This window comes from Flavobacterium hydrophilum (assembly GCF_003202405.1).
In the GTDB taxonomy this organism is placed as follows: Bacteria; Bacteroidota; Bacteroidia; order Flavobacteriales; family Flavobacteriaceae; genus Flavobacterium; species Flavobacterium hydrophilum.
Window position 1 is genome coordinate 1,164,019 of the sequence record NZ_QJHL01000001.1, and the last position, 14,045, is coordinate 1,178,063.

Annotated in this window: 7 protein-coding genes; 4 read left to right on the forward strand and 3 right to left on the reverse strand. The window is 36.0% G+C overall.

All coding sequences use genetic code 11. From position 1 onward, the window contains the following. Window positions 1–118 precede the first annotated feature (118 nt). On the forward strand, window positions 119–976 hold the full coding sequence (locus DMB68_RS04555) for an SDR family oxidoreductase (RefSeq protein ID WP_110345463.1): 858 nt from the start codon (window positions 119–121) through the stop codon (window positions 974–976). 45 nt (window positions 977–1,021) lie between these two features. Beyond that, window positions 1,022–2,041, forward strand: a complete 1,020-nt coding sequence (locus DMB68_RS04560; RefSeq protein ID WP_110345464.1) for a VOC family protein — start codon at window positions 1,022–1,024, stop codon at window positions 2,039–2,041. A 9-nt stretch (window positions 2,042–2,050) separates the two neighbouring features. Here DMB68_RS04560 and DMB68_RS04565 read toward each other — a convergent pair whose 3' ends face one another. The 3 genes from DMB68_RS04565 to DMB68_RS23550 all read right to left on the reverse strand — a co-directional run bounded on the left by DMB68_RS04565 (window position 2,051) and on the right by DMB68_RS23550 (window position 6,166). After that, window positions 2,051–2,527, reverse strand: a complete 477-nt coding sequence (locus DMB68_RS04565; protein WP_110345465.1) for a DUF1810 domain-containing protein — start codon at window positions 2,525–2,527, stop codon at window positions 2,051–2,053. A gap of 263 nt (window positions 2,528–2,790) precedes the next feature. Next, window positions 2,791–4,479, reverse strand: a complete 1,689-nt coding sequence (locus DMB68_RS23545; protein ID WP_110345466.1) for a T9SS type A sorting domain-containing protein — start codon at window positions 4,477–4,479, stop codon at window positions 2,791–2,793. A gap of 55 nt (window positions 4,480–4,534) precedes the next feature. Then, on the reverse strand, window positions 4,535–6,166 hold the full coding sequence (locus DMB68_RS23550; RefSeq protein WP_196783678.1) for a pectinesterase family protein: 1,632 nt from the start codon (window positions 6,164–6,166) through the stop codon (window positions 4,535–4,537). A gap of 667 nt (window positions 6,167–6,833) precedes the next feature. Between DMB68_RS23550 and DMB68_RS04580 the strand changes: the two genes are divergently transcribed. Both DMB68_RS04580 and DMB68_RS04585 read left to right on the forward strand, forming a co-directional pair. Beyond that, a complete protein-coding gene (locus tag DMB68_RS04580) occupies window positions 6,834–9,764 on the forward strand; it encodes a triple tyrosine motif-containing protein (RefSeq protein WP_110345467.1) in 2,931 nt (976 codons plus the stop codon). A gap of 214 nt (window positions 9,765–9,978) precedes the next feature. Then, window positions 9,979–13,938, forward strand: coding sequence for a family 16 glycosylhydrolase (locus DMB68_RS04585; RefSeq protein ID WP_110345468.1), 3,960 nt, complete (start codon window positions 9,979–9,981; stop codon window positions 13,936–13,938). Window positions 13,939–14,045 lie beyond the last annotated feature (107 nt).

The following is a 14,045-nucleotide window of genomic DNA, read 5'->3' on the forward strand; positions in this document are numbered from 1 at the left end:
ACTCTTGATCTATATCAAGTTTTTACTTATTCCTAATCAATGTACAGGTTTTGCATTCTGCGCAACTTTGTAATGTTCAAAAGAAACAAACATTATAAACATTTAAATAGTAGAAATCATGTCAAAAACAATTTTCATTACAGGAACAAGTACAGGCTTTGGAAAACTTACAGCTATAACATTAGCAAATGCAGGTCACTCGGTTATTGCAGGAATGCGTAACACAAATGATAAAAATGCCAATGCTGCGGAAGAACTTCAGGCAATAGAAAACATTGAAGTAGTAGATATCGATATTACGGAAGATACATCAGTTAAGAATGCTATCGAAAAAGTAATCACGAAATACGGAAAAATTGATGTTCTAATCAATAATGCAGCAGTAAGCGGTTTTGGTCTGCTTGAAGGGTATTCTATCGATCAGGTTCGCAAAATGTTCGATGTAAACGTTTACAGCGTGCTTCGTATGTATCAGGCGGTACTTCCTTCAATGCGAAAAGAAAAAAATGGTCTTGTAATTAATATCACGACAGGAGCAAGCGGACACACTCTTCCTTTTATGATTCCGTACATCGCTTCAAAACTTGTAGTAGAAAGCTTTACAGAAGGATTACAAGATGAGCTTACAGAGTACGGAATTGAAAATGTGAGCATTCAGCCAGGCGTATATCCAACCGAAATGAATAACGGTTCTAAAGCTGGAATTCACGCTGATAAAACTGAAATTATTGAAGAATATGGAGAAGAAGCAACCGAAAAATTCAATGCACTAGGAACTGCATTATTTGGTAAAATGGCTCAGTTTGATATGAACCCACAAACTATTGCTGATGGTATTTTAGAATTGGTAAGTATGAAAAAAGGGGAAAGACCACTTCGTTTTCCACTTGATGCCATTGCTCAGGGAACTGACAAAGAATTTATAGAAGCCCGCGCCAATATTAAAGCAAAGTGGGTAGCAGCTTACACTAATTAATTTTCTTTTTAAAATTTTTTAATAATAACAAACATAAATATAGTCATGAAAACAATTCATAAAAAATCAAATAAAAAAGTACAGACTTCAGCAGCAGCAATGCTTAATTTATTAATATTATTTTCCGCTTCAGAAAAAACAGTGGCACAGAACAATATAGGAATCGTTGGAGTCGATCATGTCGGAATCAATGTCCCGGATCTCAATAAAGCCGTTACATTTTTTAATGATGTGCTGGGTTTTACGCCTGTAACGAAGATAGGACCAATTCCTCTTGATGCACCCTGGAAAGAATTAAATCATATAAATCCTAAAACAGGTGCTGTTACCATAATAATGATTAATGCAGGAAACGGAGCAAGCATAGAGGTATTTGAATACGCAGATAATAAAGGAAGTTTAAGTCATCCTAATGCAGATGATATCGGAGCATCACATATTGCTTTTTACGTAAATAACATTAATATTGCTGTAAAGTATTTAAAAAGTAAAGGTGTAAAAATTTTAGGAGAACCGTTCACAATGCCATCTGGAGATACAGCCGGAGAATCCTGGGTTTATTTTGAAACACCATGGGGCTCTAAGATGGAATTGGTTTCATATCCAAACGGAAAAGGATATGAAAAAAATAATCCGGTAAAAATTCTTTGGTCACCTAAAGATCCAGCTAAAAAAGTGGCTGACAAATTGAATTCAAATTTGATTTCTGAATCTGAAATAAGATCTTTAGTAGAATCACATCTTGCAATATGGAATGAAAAAGACCTTAAAAAGCGTAAAAATTTAATAGAAAAAGTTTACGCCGATAACATCGAGATGGTAGACAGTCATTTTATAGCCAATGGACACAAAGAGATAAACGAATTTATAGATGATCTTCAGAAAAAAAGTCTGAACTCTAAATTTTCAATTATCAAGGAAATTGATGTAAACCATAATACTGCAAGACTTTATTGGAAGCACAGTTCTTCTGAAAAAACAGATTCGGTAACCGGAATGGATCTTTTTGTTCTCGAAAATGGAAAAATTGTTAAACTATATGTTTTCTTGGACATTGAAGATTAAATTTTACAGCTATGCAACAATCTGAAGGGTTGATGACGTTGGCAGTTTCATCGGAACTACAGGTTTAATAATTGACATAGTAAGCGGATCCGGACGGCCTCCGAAAAAGATATCTAATAATTCCTGAAATATTGGATTTGCGTTTTCTACCTGACTAAAAAGCGTTAATGATGAGCGCAATTTCATGGCGTCTAATTCTCCAAAAATGGATTCGGCAGACTTTCTTTTTAAAGTCAGTAATAGTTGTGAAATTTCAATAAAATTTTTAGCTAAAACAGGATGATTCAAAAATGCAGCTGCTTCCTCAAGATTAGCAATTGCATAATAATCAGCTATGCTGCTTTTTCCTAATCCTTTTATTTGCGGAAAAATAAACCACATCCAGTGAGATTGTTTTTTACCTTTATTAATTTCAGAATAAGCGTTTAGATAAAGCTTGTTTTGAGCATCTAAAAAGCGGGTTAAATCAGTATTGGAGTAGATCATAGGTTTAGTGTTTTTGATTAGTTTTAGTCAAATATTTATTCTTGAAATATTGGTCAAAAATAAGCGACGATGCGGACTACGTACTTATATAATTATTCCCTTTTTTTATATTATTTCCCGATTATAGTTTTTTTGTAAACAGAAATTAAAATTAACTCCGAATCTTTTCTTAGTTTTTCAATTATTTTAATAACCAATAAAACCCTATCAAAACTAAAAATTCTGATAGGGTTTAGTATTAAAAAAGTACTTGACTATTAAACTTATTTTTTAATAATGGTTTTATTTACAACACCGTTTTCAGTAATAATTTTAACTGCATATGTACCTGAACTGGCATTAATGTTTACTTTGACTGTTTGGTTAGTAATTTCATCTGTCACATAAATTTGTTGTCCCAGCATATTAAATACAGAAATCTGTTTGACTTTTTCAATACTACCAAGATCTATATAAAATTCATTTTTAAATGGTACAGGGTATATTTTTACTTCAGTTTTAACCTCTTCAACTGCCACATCCAGTGTACTATCCGAAGCTGTATTTTTAGATGTACTTCCACAACTAACCGGAGTGGGATTGATTCCTTCAACCTCTATTTTGTCTATATTAGCCAGACCTGATGATGTCGTAGCTTCTAATCTAATGTTATGAGTACCGGCAGAAAGTTCTATTGTAACTAAAGAGCTGGAATTTTCGGCCCAGGTTGTCCAATTGGTTGTAGCATTAAAAGCTGCTGTAGCCACAGTAACACCATCTACAATTACTTTAGCACCTCTTGAAGTAGTACCTCCATTAGAATATCTCCATCGAAGCGTATAATTTCCGGAAGAAGTATTCACAGACCATTCAATTCCTGCACCCACTGCATTATTGGCATTAGCAAAACCTGCACCCTGGAATCCGGCATTATTGCTATCTATAGTACCTTCAACAAAACAGAAACCCGTTTCATTTTCGTTGATAGAAATTTCACTACTTGCTGTAACCGAATCGGTATAGTTAGCAGTTCCAGTTTGATTTTGATTGGCAGTAATCGCTGCTACTAATCCATTAATATATACCTCTAAATTAGTATATATAGGGTTCAGCGTGTAGACTATTCCGTCTAAAATATTGTTGCTGTTCAAACCATTGGCACTTTCCCAGCTGTCAGGCATTCCGTCCTTATCTGTATCAGTAGGTGCTGTTGTAGAATTGTAAACAGGCCATCCTCCAACATCAGATTGTGTGTCAATCAGACCTTTAGTGCTTCCATTTGAACCGGTATAAGTAAAGGTCCCATTAGTTGCTTCTGATACTATTCTGCTATCCACGGCATCACGTTTAAGGCTTGCTCCTACGTATGCTAATACTCTATTGTAGGCATTTGTCGCAGAATGCGTTGTCATCTCACCAAAGTTATATTCAGTATTTACACGAAGTTCCGTTTTGCTTTTTGAAGACGGATTAGGGTCAACTCCATTCCAGTTATTGCCTGAAGTAGTTGAATTTGCTGTCGTATGATTTCCATTAACGTAAAAACTACCCCAGATACCTGCAGGCTGTGAGTTGGATCCATCATCTGGACTTGGAGAAATAATTCTGTCGTTTACACCCGAACCTGTTGCCGGACCTGCTTTGTAATAATTATTCGTAAGGTTGTAAGATCCTCCTTCAGCAGCATAAGCACTATTGCCGCCCCAGTTGTAAATAACATTATTTCTAAAATCAACCATCTCAAGATTAGGAAGAGCCGAATATCTGCTGCCGCAAAAACGGGCATTTCGACTATCATGATGCGCCAGCATATTGTGATGAAATGAAGCTTTTTTTCCTCCCCAAATTCCACCATAACCATGGGTTCCCTTACCATGAACAGACACACGCAGACTTTCAGACATCATGCACCACTGCAGAGTAAAGTTTTCATTGTCGTAAAATGAAGCACATTCATCTGTACTCCAGCTCATAGAGCAGTGGTCAACAATAATATTTTTATGATTTCTGCCACCTATGGCATCCCCTTCATGCTGTGCCTGATCTCATGCGGAAACGAATATATCGGACAATAACATTATCAGCATCTATATTTACAGAATAATTTTTCAAACATATTCCATCACCCGGGGCAGTCTGACCTGCAATGGTAATATCTCCATTGTTAATTCTCAAATCTGAATTAAGCGCAATAATTCCGGATACTTTAAACATCACAGTTCTGGCTCCCGTTGCTGAAACTGCTTCCCTTAAACTTCCTGAACCTGAATCATTCAAGTTGGTAACGTAGATTACTCTTCCGCCACGACCACCAATAGTATATCTGCCAAAACCTTCGGCACCCGGAAATGCAGGCGAAGCAACCGCCTGAGCAGCAGCAGCTTTTTGAGTTGAAGCAGTTATTGTCAAAGTCCCTGATTTTGTTGCATTTGGATTACCACCAACGGTGGTAATGGTATAGTTAAAAGTACCGCTTACAGTTGATTTTCCACTAAAGGTTATGGTTTTGGCTGAATTATCTATAGCGGCATTGATCCCTGATGGCAAGCCTGATATACTTACTGTGGTAGCATTTTCCCAGTTATAATAAAAGCCTGTAATAGCTGTATTTATTGCTACGGTTTGACTGGATCCTCCAGCTCCGTGCTTTATTAATACAGCTCCTAATGTAACAGAATTAATAATAGTATCCGGATTCCAGTTATCAGTAAACTGAGGGTTGGCATTATTTGCTTTTAAAACATTTAATTTTGTATAAGAAGCTGCCTGAGCAGCACTCAAAATCTTTGACCATGTAACTCTGGATGCGGGAACATACCCGGATCCTGAATTATTGTATTCTGCAAAACGTGCTGTAGTCTGGTTGGCAGCGTTACCCCAATCATTCCAGCCGACTGCTTTAATGGCATTGGTCATGCTGGTGTTCATAAAAGTAACAGAAGCATAACCTCCCCATGGACGGCCAAGATCTGTAATATTGCTTCCTGAACCTGTAATCTGGCAGTTATTAAATACATATCCATAAGCCAGATGGGATGGGGTATTAGCAGCAGTTAAAGAGCTTCCTCCTTTTGTATAAAGCTGGCAGTTTTGAAAATAGGCGATGGCTCCTCCAAAAATAAAGTCAGTCGTACCTTCGAAATAGCAGTTTTCATGATAAGATCTCCCGCTGTGAGGATAATAAGTGTCCTGATTTCCTAAGAAACGACAGTTCTTAAAAACGGCTTTGTCTGCAGTAGAACGAACCGCTACTGCCTGTCCAACAGGTCCTGATGAATTGGCGAATGTAAGGTTCAGTGCATAAAATCCTGCACCATTTATAAAACTACTGGCGGAATTTGAGGTTCCGTAAGCAGTTCCTGTAGCCGGATTAATTTTGCTGGCATAATTATTATAAGTTAAAATAGTTCCGGTTGAACTTTGGCCTATGAAGGTCAGATTGGTTTTATTTGAAGGAACCGTAATTACTTCATAATAAGTGCCATTTTTAATGTAAATTTTAGTTCTGGATGAACTATTAGAAGGAGCCGCATTCACTGCAGCCTGTACCGTGGTATAATTACCGGTACCGTCCTTGGCAACTACGATATCGTAGGTTTGTGCTTTCAGTTGTATTGAAAAGAAAGCTAAAAAAGCCCATAATAAAAATTTTTGTTTCATACTTTTTGGTTTTGGTTGAGGTTAGTTAATAGTCGTTTACATTCTTGTTTAGCAGAATGTAATCAAGTACTTTTCTTGTTAAAACAAAACTATGAAAATCAAATTCTAATAAAGTAGACATATCACTATTAAACAGGGGGTAAAAGTATATTGTTAATTATTTAAAAGTCAATAAATTAAGATGGTTAGGTGTGAGGTATTAACTTCTGTACTGACACTTACAGTCTCCCCAACAAGATAGTTTGATATCGGAAATGTAAAATGTCCTTCTACTTGAAAAATTTTTTTAAAAGCAAATATTTCGATTGATAGTCAAAACCTCATAAACGGGGTCTTCCTACATTCTTAGGAGGTACCAAAAGATAAAGATAATAAGGGTGTGTAAATGGATACATAGTGCTCAATTGCTCTGATTCAAAAGCTAAAACTATAATTTATTACAGTCATTTTGAGTTTGTTATATTTTATAGTTATTAATGTAATTTGTTACATTAAAACAAAATTGTATATATTTGAATTTCAATATTCATTTTTTTAAGCAATAAAATTATCAAATTGTAATTTTCAATAGAATAAATGAATGTTTGATAAAAAACAACTTCTCCCCAAGAGGCTGTTTTAAAAATATTGTGGTCCCAAACCACAAATAACCTACATACCGAAGAAAATGACGAATTTTATAATTAGATTATTAGTCTTATCATTATTTTTTGCGCCACATTTAAGCAATGCTCAGATTAAAAAAATTGGGGTTCCTTTTATCACCAATTACAATCCGAAAACATATAAAGCTGCTTCAGAAAATTGGGATGTTATCCAGAATTCCAAAGGCATGATGTTTTTTGCCAATCATTTTGGAATTATGCAGTTTGACGGAGTGCGTTGGAATATTGTTACACAGCCGGATAATAAAAGTATGGTTCGTTCTCTTGCCATTGACAACAAAGACCGAATCTATGTTGGTGCTCAGGGAGATTTTGGTTATGTAGTCCAGTTACCAAACGGGCAGTACAAATATACATCATTAGTAAAATTGCTTCCGGCTTCAGCAAGGAATTTTGGAGATGTCCTGCATACTGTTATTTATAATACTGAAGTGATTTTTTTCTCTACAGAAGGAATATTTATCTATAAGGACAACAAAATAAAAGTGATTCAGTCTAATGCAAAGTTTGATGAATTTTTTAAAGTCAATAATGATATATACGTTTCAGATAATGCAAAGGGTCTGTTGAAATTAAAAGATGGCATTTTAGTTCCTCTTCCGGAAAGTGAACAATTTACAGAAATGAAGATTCGGTATATCTTTCAAACTAAAAAAGGCTTAATTCTCCTCACACAAAAAAACGGACTATTCCTTTATAAAGATAATCAACTAAAGATATTTGTTACCGAAGCCGATTATTTACTAAAGCAAAATCAAATTTCTACAGGAATTTTGCTTCCGGACGGATACTTAGGTATTGGAACCCGCCAAACCGGATTAGTAATTCTGGATTCTGAGGGAAGAATGATTCAGCATATTAACAAACAAACAGGGCTGGAAAATGAGTATGTAACCAATCTTAAAACGGATAGGGAAGGTAATTTGTGGGTGACGATGAAAGAAGGTATTTCATTAATCCAGATTTCTTCGCCGTTGTCAAGAATATTGGACACATCCAATGCAGAAACCAAAATATATTGCAGTCACATTTATCAGAACAAATTATATATAGCCACTGATAACGGTTTGTTTTGGCTCGACTGGCAAACATATAAAAACGGTAAACATGAAAATATGTCTTTTCAGCATATCAACGGAATGTCTGAAAATGTATGGAATATTGGTGTTTTTGGTAATTCACTCCTGGCATTTGAAAAAAATGGCATATTTGAGGTTAAAGGCAATAATGCGAAATTAATAGCTAAAACTGATGGGGCCTGGCAGGGAATAATTATTCCACATCACCCTGATTTATTGCTTGTTGGTGGTTATACAGGATTACATTTGCTGAAAAATATAAATGGATCATGGGTATATCAAAACAAAATAGAAGGTTTTGCAGAAAGCAGCAGAATCATTATAACTGATAAGGAAGGGAATATCTGGATTGCCCATGGTTATAAAGGAATTTACAAATTAAAGTTTAATAAAAACTACGATGCTATTTCAGATATTGTTTTTTACAATAAGGCTGACGGTTTTCCATCCAGTTTATTTCTGAATACTTTCAAAATAAACAATGAAATACTTTTTGGAACAACAAAGGGAGTTTACAGGCAGGATGCAACTACAAAGAAAATGATACCGGATCCAATTTTTAAGAAATACCTTGGAATCGAAAATCATATTCGTTTATTGAAAGCGGATAATCAAAATAATATTTGGTACGTTTCCGGAGAAAATACCGGAAAAATAAACCAGAAGAAGCAAGGGAATTCAGATTTAGAAGAATTACCGTTTCGAAAGTTACGATATTTATATGTTCCGGGTTTCGAAAACATTCAGACAACTACAAGCGGAGATGTTTTTTTTGGTACTCAGGACGGTCTGATTCATTACAACAGTACAAAAAATAAAACCTATCAGGAAAAATACAAAGCAGTTATATCAGAGGTAAAATGTATTTTTCCAAAAGACAGTTTATTGTATTCCAGCAGATATGACGTACTTCCTTCGAATATTGAACTATTAAAAGAGGAGCTTTCTTCTATATTGTTGTATTCCAATAATGCCCTGCATTTTTCATTTGCATCCTTGTATTATGATGAAACTGAGGCTACAAAATACGAGTATTGGCTTGAAGGTTTTGAACCTAAATGGTCAGATTGGAGTCTTCAGACTGAAAAAGAGTATACGAACTTACCCGAAAATGAATACATATTTCATGTAAGGGCAAAGAATATTTATGATGTGGTGAGTGAAGAAGCGGTTTTTAAATTTGAAATTTTAGCGCCCTGGTACCGGACAATCTGGGCTTATATCCTGTATCTGATACTTTTTGGCATTCTGATTTATACGATTATAAAGTATCAAAAAAATATTGCAGTGCGGGATCGTGAACAGCTAATTTTGAATCAGGAAAAAGAGTTATTAAGAAACCGGGCTGAACTAAACGAGCAAAAATTAGCCATGGAGCAGGAGAACATGGCTATCATGAAGGAAAATCTGGAAACTACGATTAGTCTCAAAAATGCAAAAGTGGCTTCCAATACAGTGAATCTTATTCATTTAAATGAAATATTGCTTTCTATAAAAGAACTCATCAGTCAGATTGATAAAAAAAATGATTCAGGTACAAACTTTAGTCTACTGACCAAAATCAACCGGATTATTGATCATGAACTGCAAGGAGATAAACATTGGAACGAGTTTGAAGAGATCTTTAATCAGCTTCATGATAATTTTATGCAGCGTTTAAAAACAAGTTTTCCGGAACTGACACCACGTGATATGAGATTATGTGCTTATCTGAGAATGAATTTCAATACGAAAGAAATTGCTCCGCTGTTGGGGATCTCCGTAAGAGGGGTTGAAGACACCCGATACCGTATCCGAAAAAAATTACAGCTTCCATCAGACGCCAATATCACTGCATTTATCCTTAATTTTTAATCTTTTATTATTAAGTAAAATCGTATCCGGTTTTACATGTTTGACTGCTAATTACTACATTTTTTTTAGCACCACCGTAGTCAAACCGTATCCTGAAATACGATTCTTACAGGGTTTATTTTTTAATATTGTCTCACTTAATAAAATAACTTTCTGCTTTTTATAAACAGCAAAATTATTTTGTTGATACACTTTATTAACAAAAAACCAAAAAATGAAAAAAAAAGACTCTTTCTTCGGCCGACCACTGAGGAGCAACTACAATTTATTAAAAAAATGTTTTATTCTGGGATTATTACTATTGTCACCATTTCTAAAAGTACATTCACAATGTAATACTTTGATTTGGTCAGATGAATTTAATGGCATATCAGTAGATGCAAACAAATGGCAAAGTATTTCCGGAAACGGCTGTCCTTCGCTTTGCGGATTCGGAAACGGAGAAGCACAACGCTACGATCCTAATCAGGCAACGATTGTTAAGGAGGGAACAAACAGTTATCTGAACATTCAGGCTAAGTATGAACCCAATGCAGCATTTCCGCAGCAGCCTTATTCTTCTGCAAAATTAACTACACAGGGTAAATATGCAATAAAATACGGACGGATAGAAGCCCGTATGAAATTATCAACAGGAATGGGAGCATGGCCGGCATTTTGGATGTTACCGGCTGGCACCAGCAATTGGCCTTATACCGGTGAAATTGATATCATGGAAGCCAAGCACAGAAATCCAAAATCAATAGATGGTACGATTCATTATGACGGAGGTGGTTATCATTATACCGGCAGAAGTTATACATCGCCAACCGATTTATCTACAGAATTTCATGTTTATGCCGTAGAATGGGGACCAAATATCATCAAATGGTTTATAGACGGTAATTTATTTCATACCGCTACGCCAAATACTACTGTAAATGGAGGATGGCCTTTCAACGATCAGGAGTTTTATATCATTCTGAATTTAGCCGTGGGTAGTTTAGGAACGCCTTACACAAGCGTTAACGGAGCGGGTGTTGAACCAGTTCCGGCTGATTTTCCGGCAAAAATACAGGTAGATTACGTTCGTGTTTACAGCGGTAGTTTTACCTATGGCGTTATTGGTGATGCAAAAGTGTACAATAACGAAACCAATAAAACCTATTCAATTAATACAATTACAGGCGCAAGTTACAATTGGACAGTTCCTGCAGGTGCAACAATTACTTCGGGACAAGGCACTAACACCATTACAGTAAACTGGGGAACATCCGGGGGAGATGTTGCTGTAGCTACTACTGTTTCAGGATGTGCTGCGAATACTTATAAGTTAGCGGTAACAACAGAAGTACCTTTACCGGTAGAAAAAATTCAGGAGGATTTTCAATCAAACAGAAATATCGTTTATGGAAACAAAACCGGAGTCCTTACAGAGGCTGTTGCCAATCCGTCTGCTACAGGAATAAACACTTCGGCTTTGGTGGGTAAATATGTTCGTAATTCATCTGAATTATATGATGTTATGAATATCAAAAATGTAGTAATCAGTAATGCCAATGATTATGTGTATGGCAGAAAAAAGATTTCTTTTGATATCTATACTTCGGCTCCTGTTGGAACTAAAATTTCGATGCAGCTTGAAAATAGTCTCGTAACAACGGCTATCAATTTTCCATCAGGAAGGCACAGCGGTTACAAGGCTTCTACAACAGTTCAGAATAAATGGGAAACAATAGAATTTGAATTCGAAAAAGTAATTGATCCTAATACAAGTGCATTGACGATCAATACTGTAGTGTTTCTTTTTGAGTCGAATTCAAATTCCGGAGCTACGTATTATTTCGATAACCTGCTTACGAAAGCGGCACCGGAAAAACCGGTTATTGCAACTGATGTTTTGCAGAATTATGATGGCACGAATAAAATTATCAAAGGAACAACAACCGGAACGTATTCTGTTGTAGCAAATCCGGGGTCAAATTCGGTTAACAGTTCTGCGAATGTAGCGAGATATGTTCGAAATGTAACGGAACAATATGATGTGCTTTTCTTTAATACACAAAGCACTATCGAAGATGCTGGTTTATTGAAAAACCAGACGAATAAAATCATGATAGATGTTTATACTTCGGCACCTGTGGGGACGGTGGTGAGTATGAATTTAGAAAATAGCGCAACATCGCTTCCGACTAATTTTCCAACAGGAAGAAACAGTAATTATGTAGCGATTACTACCAAACAGAATCAATGGGAAACATTAACTTTCTACTATAATGCAAGTCCGGATTTAGGAACTTCCAATCTGGCAATCAACCAAATGGTTTTATTGTTCAATTCTGGTTCTTATACAAGCGATACGTATTATTTTGACAATATCAGAATTGGATCTACAAAATTACCGGATACTTTTACGACTGGTGTTGTTTACGAAGATTATCAAAATACACACAATATAACCTTTAGGGATGCTATTGGAACGTATACGCCAAACACTGCAAATCCTAATGCCAGCGGAATCAATACGTCTTCAAATGTGGCAAGATATGTTAGAAAAGCAACCGAATTGTATGATAATTTCTCATTCAATACCACTTTAACCAATGTGGCAGATTTCAAAAACGGAACGAAAATATTCGCTATGGATGTTTATACTTCTGCTCCGGTGGGATCTATAATATCCTGGCAGGCAGAAAGCAGTGCTTCGATTCCGTCTAATTTTCCGGCAGGCAGACACAGTGTTTATCAGGGAGTTGTGAAGCAAAGCAATGTATGGCATACCGTAACTTTTACATATGCAAGCTCGCCGGATGCTTCGACTTTAGATAGTGAAGTGAATCGTTTTGTATTTTTATTTGAACCGGGAACGAGTTCAGGAAATACTTATTTCTTTGATAATATCAGAGCTTTAAATTTAGTTTCTACTGAGAATCCTCCTGCAACTTTACCGGCTCCATGGGTGAGCACAGACTTGGGTGCGGTAACTCCCGCAGGTGAAGCCACACATTCCAGTGGAACTTTCACTATAAAAGGATCAGGAAACGATATTTGGGAATCAAGCGATCAGTTTCAGTATGTATATCAGCCGATAACGGGTGATGGAGAAATTATTGCCAAAGTAAATTCATTGACCAATACAAATACTTATGCCAAAGCAGGAGTGATGTTCCGCGAAACGCTTACACCAACTTCTAAACATGCTATGACAGATGTAACACCGGCTGCCGGAGCAGAATTTTTATCAAGAAGTGCTGTTTCAGGAGTAACTGTAGCTGATGTTGCTACAGGAACGGCTCCAAAATGGGTTCGTATCGTGCGATCAGGAAATATATTTACGTCTTACATATCTGATAGCGGTACAGCGTGGACACAGCTTGGTACTCCAAAAACAATTACAATGTCCAATACAATTTATGTGGGAATGGCTGTTACATCTCATGCAAATGGAACTTTAGGAACAGGAGTTTTCAGCGATGTGATTGTTAGAAATATTACGCCACCAAACAACAATGTCAATTTAGCTTTAGGGAAAACGGCCACAGCTTCTACAGAAGAAAATGCGACTTACACAGCAGGTAAAGCAACAGATACAGATTCGACAGTGTCCAGATGGGCAAGTTCTTTTGGCAATGCAACAGAATGGATTTATGTTGACCTGGGAAGTAATTACAACATCAACCGTGTAGTACTAAAATGGGAAGCCGCTTTTGCAACACAATACAAAGTGCAGCTTTCTACTGATAATGTTTTCACAGAAAATGAAACCATCAACACACAAACTGCCAGTGATGGAGGTACAGATGATTTAACGGTAACCGGAACAGGAAGATACCTTCGAATCTTATGCACTACAAAAGCTTTGGCTCCTTATGGATATTCATTGTATACGATAGAAGCTTACGGATCAGCTTCAACAGCTAAAAAAGCATTTTCTGAGGAAGAAACATTGAAAACAACTGATTTTGCAATGTATCCAAATCCTGCCAGTAATTATATTCAGCTTTCAATGCCTGAAAAATTAGATCATAAAATGGTAACGATTTATGACAATTCAGGGAAATTGATTCTACAAACGCAATTGGATAATAATTCTAATGAAAGCTTTATCGATGTAAGCAGACTTGCGAAAGGAATCTATATTCTGAATTTTAAATCAGATCAAAAAAGCTGGACAAAAAAACTAATCAAGCGATAAACTAAAAATCCGTTGGGTGTAAGTTGTCTCGAATACTATTTCAATATCCCCAAATTAGAAATAAATTCAAGAAAACAATATTTGCACCTGACGGATAAGTAAGTCAT